15 protein-coding genes are annotated in these 15,288 nt (G+C 57.1%); 10 read left to right on the top strand and 5 right to left on the bottom strand.

The annotated features are described in order from the left end of the window. Positions 1-235: 235 nt before the first annotated feature. Positions 236-1,183, bottom strand: a complete 948-nt coding sequence (locus tag JQR86_RS05515; protein WP_407362126.1) for an aldo/keto reductase — start codon at positions 1,181-1,183, stop codon at positions 236-238. 159 nt (positions 1,184-1,342) lie between these two features. Then, positions 1,343-3,001 (bottom strand): 2-isopropylmalate synthase, encoded by a 1,659-nt coding sequence (leuA, locus tag JQR86_RS05520; RefSeq protein ID WP_010795244.1) that lies wholly within the window; start codon positions 2,999-3,001, stop codon positions 1,343-1,345. Positions 3,002-3,420: 419 nt separating this feature from the next. Here leuA and JQR86_RS05525 point away from each other — a divergent pair, with 419 nt between their 5' ends. After that, the gene (locus tag JQR86_RS05525; protein WP_010795243.1) at positions 3,421-3,816 is read left to right on the top strand and encodes a DUF2946 domain-containing protein; all 396 of its coding nucleotides are present in this window, start codon (positions 3,421-3,423) and stop codon (positions 3,814-3,816) included. 81 nt (positions 3,817-3,897) lie between these two features. After that, positions 3,898-4,368, top strand: coding sequence for a copper chaperone PCu(A)C (locus JQR86_RS05530; protein ID WP_404624991.1), 471 nt, complete (start codon positions 3,898-3,900; stop codon positions 4,366-4,368). A 222-nt stretch (positions 4,369-4,590) separates the two neighbouring features. On the opposite strand, the gene JQR86_RS05535 is transcribed toward JQR86_RS05530, so the two are convergent. After that, positions 4,591-4,812, bottom strand: a complete 222-nt coding sequence (locus JQR86_RS05535) for a hypothetical protein (RefSeq protein ID WP_037029664.1) — start codon at positions 4,810-4,812, stop codon at positions 4,591-4,593. Between the two features lie 496 nt (positions 4,813-5,308). Between JQR86_RS05535 and JQR86_RS05540 the strand changes: the two genes are divergently transcribed. The 8 genes from JQR86_RS05540 (at position 5,309) to JQR86_RS05575 (ending at position 13,644) form a co-directional block, all read left to right on the top strand. Continuing rightward, positions 5,309-6,451: a transporter substrate-binding protein gene (locus JQR86_RS05540; protein WP_074824670.1), complete on the top strand. Its 1,143-nt coding sequence runs from the start codon at positions 5,309-5,311 to the stop codon at positions 6,449-6,451. Next, entirely contained in the window at positions 6,448-7,044 is a 597-nt protein-coding gene (locus JQR86_RS05545) for an ANTAR domain-containing response regulator (RefSeq protein WP_239381272.1), read from the top strand. Before JQR86_RS05540 ends, JQR86_RS05545 begins: the two co-directional genes overlap by 4 nt. Next, entirely contained in the window at positions 7,041-7,889 is an 849-nt protein-coding gene (locus JQR86_RS05550) for an ABC transporter permease (RefSeq protein WP_286787492.1), read from the top strand. Before JQR86_RS05545 ends, JQR86_RS05550 begins: the two co-directional genes overlap by 4 nt. Then, the gene (locus JQR86_RS05555) at positions 7,889-8,815 is read left to right on the top strand and encodes an ABC transporter permease (RefSeq protein ID WP_434154460.1); all 927 of its coding nucleotides are present in this window, start codon (positions 7,889-7,891) and stop codon (positions 8,813-8,815) included. Before JQR86_RS05550 ends, JQR86_RS05555 begins: the two co-directional genes overlap by 1 nt. Positions 8,816-8,839: 24 nt before the next feature. Beyond that, positions 8,840-10,447, top strand: coding sequence for an ABC transporter substrate-binding protein (locus JQR86_RS05560; protein ID WP_434154461.1), 1,608 nt, complete (start codon positions 8,840-8,842; stop codon positions 10,445-10,447). Beyond that, on the top strand, positions 10,448-11,395 hold the full coding sequence (locus tag JQR86_RS05565; protein WP_434154462.1) for an acetamidase/formamidase family protein: 948 nt from the start codon (positions 10,448-10,450) through the stop codon (positions 11,393-11,395). It abuts the gene before it with no gap. 9 nt (positions 11,396-11,404) lie between these two features. Beyond that, positions 11,405-13,135 (top strand): ABC transporter ATP-binding protein, encoded by a 1,731-nt coding sequence (locus tag JQR86_RS05570; protein ID WP_434154463.1) that lies wholly within the window; start codon positions 11,405-11,407, stop codon positions 13,133-13,135. A gap of 68 nt (positions 13,136-13,203) precedes the next feature. Beyond that, the gene (locus tag JQR86_RS05575; RefSeq protein ID WP_010795233.1) at positions 13,204-13,644 is read left to right on the top strand and encodes a S24 family peptidase; all 441 of its coding nucleotides are present in this window, start codon (positions 13,204-13,206) and stop codon (positions 13,642-13,644) included. Positions 13,645-13,675: 31 nt separating this feature from the next. Here JQR86_RS05575 and JQR86_RS05580 read toward each other — a convergent pair whose 3' ends face one another. Further along, positions 13,676-14,515, bottom strand: a complete 840-nt coding sequence (locus tag JQR86_RS05580) for a DUF1932 domain-containing protein (RefSeq protein WP_434154464.1) — start codon at positions 14,513-14,515, stop codon at positions 13,676-13,678. Next, the gene (locus JQR86_RS05585; RefSeq protein WP_197871027.1) at positions 14,512-15,249 is read right to left on the bottom strand and encodes a haloacid dehalogenase type II; all 738 of its coding nucleotides are present in this window, start codon (positions 15,247-15,249) and stop codon (positions 14,512-14,514) included. Before JQR86_RS05585 ends, JQR86_RS05580 begins: the two co-directional genes overlap by 4 nt. Between the last annotated feature and the right edge of the window lie 39 nt (positions 15,250-15,288).

Consider the following 15,288-nt stretch of genomic DNA (forward strand, 5'->3'; position numbering starts at 1 on the left):
CCGACATGAGCATTGTGGGTAAAAAGGATAATGCAGGCTCATGCGTTCAGATGTTCTCTCCCTGTGCCCATGAATGGACCATTACAGTAAAAAGACGTTCGCTAAGACCTTGTTCTAGAGCGAAAGCTTTCGCTTCGTTAGCTAAAGAACAAACACGACAGGGTCTCCCTGCGGCGCTACCGCAGGGAGACCTGAGCCAGGAAATAGAACGCGACGTCTTTCGAAGCGCCAAATATCAGTACGCGCTGGCGTGATCCAGCGTGCTGATATCCTCGGCACTCAACTGAAGGCGGGTGGCCTCTGCCAATTCCTTGAGCTGGTCAAGCGAGGTGGCGCTGGCAATGGGGGCCGTGACGCTGGAACGTGCCATAAGCCAGGCAAGGGCCACACGAGCTGGGGTCGCATCATACTCCTCGGCCACTTCGTCCAGAGCTGACAGAATCGTAACGCCTCGCTCGGTCATGTATTTCTTCACGGAATCGCTGCGGGCACCCTTGATATCATCCTTGGTGCGGTACTTGCCGGTCAGAAAGCCGCTGGCCAATGAGTAGTAGCTGATCACACCCAGCCCCAATTCCTGTACCACAGGCTCAAGATTCTTTTCATAGTCCTCGCGCTCGTAGAGGTTGTAGTGAGGCTGAAGGCTGATGTAGCCCGGAACCCCAAGATGCTGGGCAATTTGATGCGCTTCGCGTAGGCGCTCGGCACTGTAGTTGGATGCGCCGATAGCGCGGACCTTACCTTGCTCGACCAATTTGGCCAAGGCCTGCAGGGTTTCTTCCAGAGGCGTATCAGAATCGTCGATATGGGCTTGATACAGGTCGATATGATCGGTTTGCAGGCGCTTGAGGGAGTCCTCTACGGCCCGCTGAATATACTCGGCGCGTAAACCTTTCTTACCGTTCCCCATATCCATACCGACCTTGGTAGCCAGAACGATCTGGTCGCGTTTACCGCTCTTCTTCAACCAGTTGCCAATGATGGTTTCCGACTCACCGCCCTGATTGCCGGGTACCCAGCGCTCGTAGACGTCAGCCGTATCGATGAAGTTGAGCCCGTGGTCGACCAGCCCATCAAGTAGACTGAACGACTTGGCTTCATCAAGCGTCCAGCCGAATACGTTCCCACCCAAGGCAAGTGGAGAAACGTGCAGGCCGGATTGACCGAGTTGACGTGTGCTCATGGTGTTCTCCTTTTAACGACTATAGGACCGTCCGCTGCCAAGCGGCGAACAGACCTCAAAGGAGGTGTGACTAGAGTGAGCAGGGATCGTTCTGGAAGCGGGCATAAGGAAGGAGGAGCGAAAGGTTGGGGCCCCGGTCATTGACCGGGGCCAAAGGCGCTACTGTGTCTGGGAGACGGCACGGTTGAGGGCACTAAAGAGGGCGCGGAAGCTGGCGGTTGTCAGGTTTTCGTCGATGCCGATGCCATGCAACGGGCGGCCACCGTCCAGGCGAACCTCGATATAAGCCGCCGCCTTGGCATTAGCGCCTGCACCAATAGCGTGCTCATGATAATCCATGACTTCGATCTGGACCGGTAGAGCTGACACCAGCGCCTCCAGTGAGCCATTGCCGGTGCCTTGCCAATGCTGGGTTTCACCCTTGGCCATGACTTCAACGTTGACCGCGCTGATACCGTTCTCTTCCTGCAAACGGTGACGCTTGAGCTGGTAAGGCGAAACGGCCTTCAGATACTCGTTATCAAGCAAGTCGTAAATCTGCTGTGCCGTCATTTCCAGCCCCAGGCGATCGGTTTCCTTCTGAACGACCTGGCTGAATTCGATCTGCATCCGACGCGGCAAGGTAATGCCATATTCCTGCTCAAGCAGATAGGTGATACCACCCTTGCCGGACTGGCTGTTAACCCGGATGACCGCCTCGTAGCTGCGACCAATGTCGGCGGGGTCGATCGGCAGGTAGGGCACTTCCCATAGGGTGTCCGGCTTCTGCTGGACGAAACCTTTGCGGATGGCATCCTGGTGTGAGCCCGAAAACGCGGTGTGCACCAGATCACCCACGTAGGGATGGCGGGGATGAACCGGCAACTGATTGCATTCCTCGACCACCTTGCGTACGGCATCGATGTCGGAGAAATCCAGTTTGGGATCGACTCCCTGGGTATAAAGATTCAAAGCCAGTGTCACAAGGTCCACGTTGCCGGTGCGCTCGCCATTGCCGAACAGGCAGCCCTCGACACGATCAGCGCCTGCCATCAGGCCCAGCTCGCTGGCTGCAACGCCAGTACCGCGGTCGTTATGAGTATGGAGGCTGACAAGCACGCTGTCGCGACGATTGACATGACGGCAGAACCACTCGATCTGATCCGCATAGACATTTGGCGTGGCCGCCTCGATGGTGGCGGGCAGGTTGAGGATCAGGCGGTTCTGTGGGGTCGGCTGGAAAACGTCGATCACGGCATTGCATACTTCGACGGCAAAATCCGTTTCCGTGGAGCTGAATACCTCAGGTGAGTACTCGAAACGCCATTGCGTCTGCGGATTGGCATCAGCTAGGCGCTTGATGACACGACCAGCATTGACGGCAATCGCCTTGACGCCTTCCTTGTCCTGGTTGAAGACGATGCGACGGAAGCTGGGCGCGCAGGCATTGTAGTAGTGCACGATTGCCTGCTTGGCACCTTTCAACGACTCGAAGGTGCGCTCGATCAAGTCCTCCCGCGCCTGGGTCAATACCTGAATGGTAACGTCATCCGGAATGTGGCCGTTTTCGATCAGCTCACGGACAAAATCAAAATCGGTCTGCGAGGCTGATGGGAAGCCTACCTCGATTTCCTTTACGCCTACCTGCACCAGCGTCTTGAAGAAACGCATTTTCTTCTCGCTGTCCATTGGCTCGATCAGAGACTGGTTTCCATCACGCAGGTCCGAACTTAGCCAGATGGGCGCTTCGGTAATGGTCTTGGACGGCCAGGTGCGGTTGGGCAGGTCGATAGTGGGAAATGCACGGTATTTCTTGGACGGATCTTTGAGCATGGCCATGAGAATAATCCTTTAGTTCTTGTTTCTTTCCGCGACCGTAAGAGCGGCGCCATAGTTGAATTGCCGGTCATGGCGCTAGAAAGCACTGCGGCAAGTGAATTCGATGTGTGTCGAGTTCAGGGTCGCAGTCGCGGACTGACCAGACGCAGGCAGGCGTGTTGCCGTAGCAGGATGAGGGTATGTGAAGTAGTCATACCCTCAACACTAGTGAGGAATGCCTTGAATGGCAAGCATGTTTAAAAAATTGGTATAAATCATCGTCAGACGCTTTTTAAAGCAATAAAAATTTAAAAAATAGAGGTTTGTTGGATTATTTTTTGAAGCGCGTAAAGGGTGTCCGAGCGATGGTTCGGATGTCTGGTCGCTTGGGAATATCAAACATGCGACCATAAGGACTCACTGAGACTGGAAGCTGATACGTGATACCGCAGAGGCGCCCGCGACGTTTTGCCTGGCTTGGCTTGTTTGCCATGGCCATGGCCTTTGTCGCACCGGTGGTGTCCCAGGCTCTGGCAGCCCATCACGTCCACAGACATGAGCATCATCACGATGGCATGACCCATTCTCTGGACAAGCAGCCGTCTGTATCGAATACCTTGCAGATTACACAGACACCACACTGGGTGTATGTCTGGGAGAAATGCGGCTATTGCGATCTGCTGTTCAATAATCCGCCGCTTTCATCTGAATTCGTCATGCGTCCGCCACGCACACTGTATGACAGCCCGGTGTACCTGGGCCTGGCTGCACGGGGCTTTGCGCGGCTGCCCGTTTTTATAGGGGCCATGACCCGGGCGCCGCCTGCAGGTGTTTGAGCAACTCGATATTTTAGGTGCCTCGACGGCACGGTAATTCTGTTTGTTCACGCTGGCGTCTGACGCCTGTAAGGTATTTTTATGCGTATTTTGTTGAGTCTTGTTGCTGCACTGCTTCTCACGCCCTATGCCATGGCACATGAGTATGAAATGGGTCAGCTGCATATTGATCATCCTTGGTCACGCGCTACGCCTCCCGGGGTGCCCACCGGAGCGGTTTACTTTGTCGTGCACAATCATGGTAAGCAGGCGGATCGGCTGTTAAGCGCTGATTCGCCTGTCGCGGCTAGTGCTGAACTGCACACCACTATCAACAAGGATGGGATGATGGGTATGCGCCATATGGAGCAGGGGGCCGAGATCGTGTCCGGTGCCGAGTTGCGCCTGGAGCCTCAGGGTAATCACCTGATGTTGGTCGGGCTCAAGCAGCCTCTGGTTGCAGGGCAGCGTTTTCCGCTGACGCTGCATTTCGAGAAGGCAGGTAATGTTGAAGTGCAGGTAGCTGTTCAGGATGACGCGCCTGACGCCCATGAGCATCATCATCAGCACTGATTCTTTTCCTTCGAGTCTGCCTGGATAGCCCTGATAGGGAGTTCAGGCGGGTTAAAGGAAATAGAAATAGGTCGAGTAGCCGTCAGCTCCATTGGCGTGTCGGCAAAGGGATCAGTGTGAAGGCAGTGACAAAAGAGGCATGACAATGCCTCTTTTGTCATTAAGTGAGGTGATCACCTGACGGTGAGCGCCTTCGTAGTCTTGGTAGACAACAGGTGCCGGTCAGGCTTCCTGTTCGTGAACGTCCTGCTCGGAATGAGCTTTTTGTTCAGCGATCTTCTGCACTTCCGCTTCGTAGACCTTGTCCATGACGCTGGGACGTTTCCGCCAGGGTTTACGGTCAGGAGTCGATTGAGCCGCGTATGTGGTGATTTCACCACCATAGATGTTTTGAAAGCGCTGGGCCTGGCGTTCCAGTTCGGCGCGAAGTTCTTCTTTCGTCACTTTATTTAAATCTTCACTATTTGTTGTAGTCAAGGCGGTTGATACAAGCTCAGGGCGAGCGTGTATTGCTACTGACCGCACGAGTCGATGGCCAAGTTGAAAAGATTACTGAACGGCCATCAGGCTAAGCCCTATTTATATAAGGCCTAAACGGTCTTGTCACCTATTCTTAATGTATTGCGTTATTTGTCAGCCCCAATGAGTGGGGCCTTTCGAAACACTTTCCAAGTATGGAAACGCTCCGAAACAGGGCCTTCCCGTCTGATCATGCCTGAAAGTGGTGCGCATCATCAGAGGAAGCAAGCGGTTAGAGCGCGAGCTAGAGCCCTTGTTCCCTGGTAGATGGAGAGTTGGCATTATTTTTTCTTGTCTATTTCACAAAGCATGGCGATGTGCCTGTAAGCCTTGACTCTTTATGCGCCCCGATGCGCCCGGGTAACGAAGCCTGAACACGTGTTTCACGACACCTGTTCGGGCTTTTTTTTGGAGCGAAAAAATGCACGGTAAGGTGGTATCGATTGGCGCTTTATTCTCTACCGACGGCACTTACCGGCGTATGGGCCGGAATGCCCTAGCGGGTGCAGAGCATGCCATTGCCGAGCTTAATGGAAGCGGTCACCTGGACTTTGAGCTTCGCCTGCATCATTTCAACCCCGAAGGTAGACCAGAGCGCTACAGTGAAGGGCTGGCTGAGCTGCATGCACAGGGAGTTCGGCACATTTTCGGGCCTATCACTTCGGCCAGCCGTAAGGACATCATCCCTGATCTTGAGCAGCGCAACAGTCTGCTCTGGTTTCCATGCCCTTATGAAGGGTTCGAAAGCAGTGAAAATGTCTTATACCTTGGGGGCTGTCCTAACCAGACGTTGATTCCCCTGCTGCGTTTTGCCATCGAGGCATTTGGTGACCGAGCCATGCTGATTGGCTCCAATTACGTATGGGGCTGGGAAAGCAACCGTATTGCCCGCGAGATCATGGAGGCAGCGGGTGGCGTCACTTGCGGTGAGAAGTATTTCCACTTGGGCATCACTGCGTTCGGCGAGGTGATCGAGAGTTTACTCACCAGTCGGCCAACGTTCGTACTGAACAACTTGGTTGGCGAATCTTCTTATGCCTTTTTGCAGCAGCTGGACCAGGTGTGCGTCGAGCGTGATATGCGCCTGCCGGTGCTCAGCTGCAACTTTACCGAAGGGGAGCTGGCCGAGCTCGGACGCATGCAGGCCTTGCGGCTGTTTTCCTGCGGTCCTTACTTCGAGGCAGTGGACCCGGTGTTCAGCTTGCGCCAACGCCGTCGGCATGGGCCGCACCCTTATTCACACTATTACGCCTGTACCTACGCCGGAGTGTATCTGCTGGCGGAGGCCTGCCAGAGAGGCGGCAACGATAAACCAGCCGAAGTCTGTAAAGCCCTGTATGCCGCACCGGTGAAAACAGCGTTGGGCGACCTACAGGTATCGCCCCGCAATAACCACACCAGTCTGCCGTGCTACATCGCCGAGCTTGAAGACGAGCGATTCGTGATCCGGCATGTCGAGCCCGCATTGTGTGAGGCGGACCCGTACCTGACGGCGACTGACCTCAGCGTATTTCGTACCCGGCGGCATGCCGTACCGTCCCGCCATTTGAGGATCGTCAAATGACTCTGCTTAAGCGTCCCGATTTCGAGAATACCCGTTTGCTGCTGGTGGATTGTGATGAACGCGCCCAGGCGAGTCTGCAAAAAAGCCTGCAGCGTCTGGGTGTTGCGGCATCGGTCGTGGCGCAGGATGCCGAAACCGGCCTGAATGATGTATTGGCGCTGGTCGTGGAACTGGATCAGTTCGCCAGCCCCGTGCTGTTGGCCGAGGCGAATAGGCGCGCTCTGCCGATCATCGCACTGACCCAGCACGAGACGCTGTCACAAATTCAGCGTGCGCTGGAGTTAGGCGCAACTGCCATGTTGAACAAGCCCATCACGCAGGGCTCGGTTTACACCACGCTGATGATGGCCATCGGGCTGCGCGACCGGCTGCGTGATGAGCAGCAGAAAGTCGTAGGTCTGCAAGACAAGGTGGACAGCCGCCCCCTCGTGGCTCAGGCGCTGGCCTGGCTGATGGTCGAGCTGGACGTCACGGAAACGCAGGCCTACGAGCGTATCCGTCACCTTTCGATGCAAACCAACCGGAGCCTGGAAGAGATCTGCCTGGATCTGACCCAGGCGCATCGGCAGGATGCAAGGGAGGCTCGCTCATGACGGGCGTAGCCACCTTGTATCGTAGGCCCTCCGTCGTGATCGCATTGCTGTTCATTGTGGCAATCGTGTTGCTGGCTGTACTGGCGCCCTGGGTGGCGCCCTATGATCCTTCCGAGCAGTTCATCGAGGGGCTGACCTTGGAAGGTGCGCCATTACCGCCGGACGCGACGTATCACCTGGGAACGGATCTGCTGGGCCGTGATCTGCTGTCGCGTCTGCTCTATGGCGCACGAACCTCGTTATTCATCGGCGTGCTGGCCAATGGACTCGCCGTATTGATCGGTACGCTGGTTGGCCTTGCGGCGGGCTTCATACGCGGTTGGCTCGGAACGACCCTGATGCGGTTTACCGACCTCATGATGGCCTTTCCAGCGTTACTGCTGGCCATCGCCTTGGCGGCCATCTTTCAGCCCAGCGTGTGGATTGTGGCGCTGGTCATCGCCATGGTGAACTGGGTGCAGATCGCCCGGGTGATCTATTCGGAAACCGTGGCGCTGTCGGCGCGGGATTTCGTTGAGGTCGAGCGTACCCTGGGTGCAAGCTCCATGCGCATTCTGTTTTCCCACCTATTGCCACATCTGGTACCTACGATTCTGGTCTGGGCCACGCTGGGCATCTCCACTACCGTATTGCTGGAAGCTACGTTGTCGTTTCTGGGGGTGGGGGTTCAACCGCCAACACCCAGTTGGGGCAACATCATTTTTGAAAGCCAGACCTACTTTACGTCAGCGCCCTGGCTGGTGCTGTTTCCCGGGGCGGCCATCGTACTGCTGTCGCTGTCGTTCAATCTGGTCGGTGACGCGTTGCGCGATGCCCTTGATCCGACGCTGAAGGGGAGAGGCTGATGTTGACCTTCATAACCCGCCGAGTAGCGTACGCATTGCTGATCCTGCTAGGGGTTACGCTGATTACCTATCTGCTCCTGTTCATGCTGCCGGCCGATCCGGCGCGACAGATCGCCGGGCGCAGCGCGACACCCGAGGTGGTCGAGAACATTCGCCATCAGTTGGGGCTGGATCTACCGTTCTACCAACAATACTTCAACTACCTGAAAGGGCTGTTACACGGCGACCTGGGGCGCTCCTTTATCCAGCGCTCGGAGGTCTCTGAGCTGATTGGCTCACGTCTTGTGCCTTCGCTGCAGCTCATGGGGATGGGCATCCTGTTCGAGCTGATCATCGGGATCGGCCTGGGCGTTATCGCCGCGCTCAAGCGGGATTCGTTTGCCGACCGCCTGCTCATGGCCTTTTCCTTCATAGGCGTGTCGTCCCCCCAGTTCATCGCCGCCATGCTTTTTCTGTACTTCTTTGCTGTAAAGCTTGGCTGGTTTCCCATGGGCGGGTATGGCGAGTTTCGCCATATTCTGTTGCCTGCTCTGACACTGGGGCTCCTGGGGAGCGGCTGGTACTCGCGGATGGTGCGCTCTTCCATGATCGAGGCCTTGCATCAGGACTTTATCCGGACGGCGCGGGCCAAGGGGCTGAGTCGTCTGCGTGTGGTGTTCCGCCATGTGCTCCCTAATGCCATCGTTCCAATCATTCCGATGATCGGAATCGATATCGGCATTTTTATGGGTGGGCTGGTGGTCGTGGAGTCAGTGTTCGGCTGGCCTGGCATCGGTCAGCTCGCCTGGCAGGCCATTCAGCAAGTGGACATTCCCGTCATTGTTGGCGTTACGACCGTCTCGGCCGTGGCGATTGTCATGGGCAATCTGCTGGCTGATCTGGTGATTCCGCTGGTTGATCCGCGTATCGATGTGAAAAAGCACTAACGACATCTAAAAAGAGGCAGGAGCATGAGAAGGAACGCTTTATCCCTGGCCATTGCGGCTACGCTGTTCGCTGGCAACCTGCTGGCGGCCGAACCCAAGACGGGCGGCGAGGCGGTCATCACCTATCAGAACGATGTGGCGACGCTGGATCCGGCCATTGGCTACGACTGGCAGAACTGGTCCATGATCAAAAGCCTGTTTGACAGGCTCGTCGACTACAAGCCCGGCACGACGGAGCTGGTCCCGTCACTGGCTGAACAGTACACCGTCTCCGATGACGGCACCGAATACACCTTTACGCTGAAGAAAGGTGTCAAATTCCATAATGGCCGCGAGTTGAAGGCCAGCGACGTGAAATATTCCCTGGAGCGGGCCGTCAACCCGAAAACCCAGAGTCCGGGAGCAGGATTCTTCTCGTCTATTCAGGGTTATGAGGACATGACTTCTGGCAAGAGCCAGACGCTGAACGGGGTCACGACGCCTGATGAATACACCGTCAAGATCAGGCTCAATCAGCCCAACGCTACCTTTCTGCACATCATGGCGATCAACTTCGCCTCGGTCGTTCCGAAGGAAGCGGTCGAACAGTGGGGCGCTGATTTCGGCAAACATCCGGTAGGTTCCGGCGCCTTCGAGCTGGCGGAGTGGAAGCTGGGCCAGCAGCTGGTCTTCAAGAAGAACCCGAACTACTTCCATGCTGGCGTACCGTATCTGGATAGCATCAAGTTCGAGATCGGCCAGGACCCGACGGTCTCCCTGATGCGTCTGCAAAAGGGTGAAGTGGACATCGCCGGGGATGGTGTGCCCCCCGCGCAATTCCTGCAATTCAAGAACAACCCGCAGCAGAAGGAGCTGATGGTCATCGGTGACCAGTTGCAAACGGGATACCTCACGCTGAAGACCACGCTGCCTCCGTTCGACAAACTTGAGGTTCGAAAGGCCGTAAACATGGCGATCAGCAAGGACCGGATCGTTCGCATTATCAATGGTCGCGCCAAGCCGGCTAACCAGCCACTGCCGCCTGCCATGCCCGGGTATGACGCTGCGTTCAAGGGCTATGCTTACGATGTAGAGGGCGCCAAGAAGCTTCTGGCCGATGCAGGCTTTCCCAACGGTTTCGATACCGAGCTGTATGTGATGAATACCGACCCGCAGCCACGTATCGCCCAGTCCATCCAACAGGACCTGGCCAAGGTGGGTATTCGTGCACAGATCAAGTCGCTGGCGCAGGCCAACGTGATTGCGGCAGGTAGCGAGAAAGACAAGGCACCTATGGTGTGGTCGGGCGGTATGGCCTGGATCGCCGACTTCCCCGATCCATCGAATTTCTACGGCCCGATCCTGGGGTGCGAGGGGGCGGTAGCGGGTGGCTGGAACTGGGCCTTGTACTGCAACAAGGCGCTGGATGCCGAAGCGAAAAGGGCTGATTCGATGGCCAAACCCGAGCAGCAGGCCGAGCGGATTGCCTTATGGAAAAAGATCTTTACCGATGTCATGGCCGATGCGCCGTGGGTACCGATCTTCAACGAGCAGCGCTTTACCGTGCGATCTGCTCGCATGGGAGGTGACGATGCGCTGTATGTCGACCCTGTCCACGTCCCCGTCAACTACGACTACATCTGGGTGAAGTGAATGTGCCAGAACTGCTTGGTTAAAACGATCCATAGCATCAACAGCCATTTTGGCTGGGACAACAGCTTCGAGCCAACGGCTCGGGTAGCGCCCGGAACCGAACTGGAGTTTCAGTGCCATGACTCCTCTAACGGTTATTTCAACGCACATTCGGTCGTCGCCGACGTGTCCACGATGCCATTCGACAAGATTAATCCGGTTACCGGGCCGATTTTTGTCGAAGGGGCTCAGCCAGGTGATGTGCTCAAGGTGACGATCGACAGCTTCAAGCCTTGCGGCTTTGGCTGGACTGCGAATATTCCAGGCTTTGGCCTGTTGGCCGATCAGTTCAAGGAACCGGCGTTGGCCTTGTGGCATTACGATAAGGAGAGCCTGGCACCCGCCGCGTTCGGACAGTTCGGCAAGGTCCCGCTCAAGCCGTTTGCAGGCACCCTTGGCGTTGCTCCGGCTGCGCCAGGGCCGCATTCGATCGTCCCGCCCCGTCGCGTGGGAGGTAACCTGGACATCCGCGATCTGGCCGCCGGCACTACCCTGTACCTGCCCGTGGAAGTGGAGGGGGCGTTGTTTTCAATAGGGGATACCCATGCAGCCCAAGGTGACGGTGAGGTCTGCGGGACGGCCATCGAGAGCGCCATGGACGTGGTGGTGAAGCTGGACCTTATCAAGTCCACTCCCTTGGCCGCACCGCGCTTCAGTACGCCAGGGCCGGTAACCCGTCACCTGGATGCCATGGGGTACGAGGCCTTTACTGGTGTCGCGTCTGACCTGATGGATGCGGCTCGCCAGGCGGTGAGTAGCACAATCGACTGGCTCTGCCGTGAACACGGCATGCCGGCCGAGCAAGCCTACATGCTGTGCTCGGTCTGCGGTGATCTGCGAATCAGTGAAGTGGTGGACATGCCGAACTGGGTGGTCTCGTTCTACTTCCCCAAAGTAGTCTTCAACTGAGGTAATGCCATGACTGCCGAGACACCCCGGCCTTTGCTGTCGGTCGAGCACCTGTCCATCGAGTTTGGCAGCAGGCGCGTCGTGAATGACCTCAGCTTTGCCCTGCACAGTGGCAAGACCCTGTGTATCGCCGGAGAGTCCGGCAGTGGTAAATCCCTCACCTCGCTGGCCATCATGGGGTTGCTGCCCAAGATGGCGCGATTGCCCAGCGGCGTTATCCTTTTCGAGGGACAGAATCTGCTGGATCTGCCCGAGCGGCAGATGCAGGCGCTCCGGGGTAAGGACATCGGCATGATCTTTCAGGAGCCCATGACGTCGCTCAACCCATTGATGACCGTCGGCCAGCAACTGGAGGAGACGGTACGTCGGCACGAGGCGGTGAGTCGTGGTCAGGCGCGGCAGCGTGCCCGTGAAATGCTCGACGCGGTGCGTGTACCCCAGGTGGAAAAGCGCCTTACGCAATATCCCCACGAGTTGTCCGGCGGGATGCGGCAACGGGTAATGATCGCCATGGCGATGCTCTGCCGTCCGCGGGTGCTGATTGCTGATGAGCCTACCACAGCCCTGGACGTCACCATTCAGGCCCAGATCCTTGAACTCATGCGCGAGTTACAGGACGAGTTTGGCACCACGCTGTTAATGATCACCCATGACATGGGCGTGGTGGCGGAAATGGCCGATGAGGTCGTGGTGATGAATCAGGGCGTGATGGAGGAGCGGGCACCGGTACGCGAGCTTTTCAGGACGCCCAAGGCGGCGTATACGCAAAAGCTTCTGGCGGCCGTGCCGGTACTGGGCACAGCCGCCAAACCTGAATCGCGAGCAACGCAGCCAGTAGTGCTGGAGGTTCAAGACCTCACCGTGCGTTTTCCGCTGCGGGGCGGCTGGTTCGAGGAAGCTCGCAACGTTCACGCGGTGGAAAACGTAAGCTTCAATCTGCACCAGGGCGAAACCTTGGGAATCGTAGGGGAGAGCGGCTGCGGCAAGTCCACGACCGGCAGAGCGCTCATGAACATGCTGAGTTACGAGGGCAGCGTGAAGCTCATGGGGCGGGAGTTGAATGGGCTTGTCGGCAATGCGCTCAAGCCGGTGCGGCAAGATATCCAGATGATCTTTCAGGATCCGTACGCCTCCCTCAATCCGCGCAAGACAATCCTGGATCTCGTAGGCGAGCCTTTGCTTATTCATGGACAAGGCGATCTTGCGGCCCGTAAGAGGCGTGTCGCCCAATTGCTGGATCAGGTTGGCTTACCGGCTGAGGCAATGGAGCGCTACCCGCATATGTTTTCGGGCGGACAGCGGCAGCGTATCTGTATTGCCCGTGCGCTGGCGCTCAACCCCAAGGTCATCATTGCGGATGAGTCCGTATCGGCGCTCGATGTGTCCGTACAAGCACAGGTGCTCGATCTGCTGGAGCGCTTGCAGAGGGAATATCAGCTGAGCTACGTCTTTATTTCCCACGACATGGCAGTGGTCGAGCGTATCTGTCATCGTGTGGCGGTCATGTTTTGCGGTCAGATCGTTGAAATCGGTCAGCGTGATCAGGTGCTTGGAAATCCGCAACATGCTTATACGCGGCGGCTATTGGCTGCTGTGCCCATGCCGGATGTGGATCACCGCAAGGACTTTAAAAGCCTGCTCAAGGAAGTCGAAACGCCTGACCCTATCAAGCCACATGGTTATCAGGCTCCCTTGCAACGTTATCGCGCGGTAGATCTGGATCATTGGGTTGCGGTTTAAGTCTTTGATTGACCTGAGGTTGCTGCTCTGGTATCTGTACGCATATACAGTTATCTGGGTCATCAGGTATGTCGATTACCGTACTAGGGCGAAGCGAGCGGCTTCGCCATTTATTGCCCGAGGCGGACTCTCTGCGGATCAGCGGCTTTCAGTCTGCGGCGGGTCAATGGGAAGAAAACGCCATCTCGCTGGATAGGCTGGTGGGGTTGGGCGAGTCACCAATCTGGGTGGTGATGGTGGATGATGAAAGCCTGCTTGAGTTCGGGATCTATCCGGGAGATCGGCTAATTATCGATCGGGCAGTAGAATGCCGACCGGGGCATCTGGTTATCATGGATGTGAACGGCCAGTATGAAATACGCCGACTCACGCATGATAACCAGGGCGGTCGCCTGCTGTTGGGTGGGCATCGTCAGGCGCGCCCAATCAATTACGGTCGCGATGAGCCTCTGGATGCGTGTGGCGTCGTAACCTTTGTGCTTAGCTATGTGGCACAACCGGCAACGTAATCAGCGTCGGCGCTGCCGTTAATCCACTGCTTCAACGCGCCAGCCACTTTTCCAGTTCTGCCACATCGTTTCCGGCGCCGGCTGCCCGGTTTTCGGCCAGGCGCCAATAGAGTTGTGCCATGGCAAGGTACAGTGCCTCGCTGGGACGGTCTTTTTGCGCAAAGGCAGCGATCTCTTCCATTTCTGCTACCCAACGGTAGGCTTTGGGGTACATGTCGGGCAGTTTCTCGTTAGCCCACTCGTAAAGCATCGGCTGGCTGCATTTGAGTTCATCGCGCAATGCCTGGCCGGAACCACTGCGCTCGGCAGCCTGCACCATGGCAGCGATAAGGCCGGTCAGCCCCTTGGTAATACCGGCATAACTCATCTTAAGTCCTGACGCGGCACCGATGGGTGCTTCCAGTATCTTCACCGGAAGGCCATAGTCGTTGAGCTGGGCAAATCGCGCGGCATGCTCGCCTGAGGCATAGAACGAGGGGCACGTTCGTTCAGGCGAAGGAGGCGTGCCAAAGATGGCCGCATCGACGAAGGCGCATCCTGCATCGGTAAGGGTCTGACCGACCTGCTCGACGGTGGCTGGAGCAATAGCGTTACAGTCTACATAAACGGTCTTTTTCATGCGGCCCAGAATGGGGGCCAGCTCTTGCGCCAGCGGTAAGGCTTCGGACGGCGGCACAATGGAGAGTAGAATGTCGGCTTCACCCAGCTGTTCCTGTTCGACCTCCCGCAACCCTGCCGCTGCGGCGCGCTCGCGGGTAGCCACGCTGCGGCCAGCCAGGGTGGTGCAGACATCCAGGCCGTGATCGCGCAAATAGCGGCCCACAGCAGCGCCCATGGAGCCTGGGGCGATCAGGGCAACGGTCAGCGTCATGGTTCATCCTCGTGGGTTGTTGTTTTCATTCCTAGCTGATCGGCCAGATCCTGCAAGTCACTGGCAACCAGATCCCAGCCGTCGGCTGGCTGTTCGATCGGACCTTTTGGTCCTTTTTCCAGAGGGCGCTGAATAAAGGCCGTCCGCAGACCCAGCTCACTGGCTGCCTGAAGGTCATTGTTATGGGCCGCACACAGCATGACTCGTTCAGGTTCAAGGCCCAGCAGGGTGCAGGCGCCGAGGTAACATTCGGCATCAGGCTTGTAGTGATTGAACAGATCCGCGCCGAATACCATATCCCAGGGAAGGCCGGCGTGGCGTGCCATATTGACCAGCATGGCAACGTTGCCATTGGACAAGGCGCTGATGCTATAGCCCTGCTTGAGTCGAGTCAGACCGGGAACGGCATCCGGCCAGGGATTGAGGTGATGCCAGAGGCGATGAATCCAGTCCACTTCAGCCTTGGTCAGGCCAACCAGTCCGTATTGGGGCAGCAGTTCCTCAAGCGCCACACGGTGCAGGTCGTCAAGCGGCGTCCAGGGTAGCGTTCGCTCGCGAATCTCATCCATCAGCGGGCCGTAGGCCTCAGCTCGCCAGGCATCGACAAGGGCAGGCCAGTCGGCTTTAAGGCCGTTTTTCTCCCCAAAGGACTCAAGTGAGGCGATCAAACTGCCCCGCCAGTCGACTACGGTGCCGAACACATCGAACAAAAGTGCGTGTACTGTCGTCTTCATTGCGAACTCATCGCCTGCGTAAGAAGTACCTACTGTCTT

The sequence above is a fragment of the Pseudomonas sp. JZ134 genome, assembly GCF_051027695.1.
In the GTDB taxonomy this organism is placed as follows: Bacteria; Pseudomonadota; Gammaproteobacteria; order Pseudomonadales; family Pseudomonadaceae; genus Chryseomonas; species Chryseomonas luteola.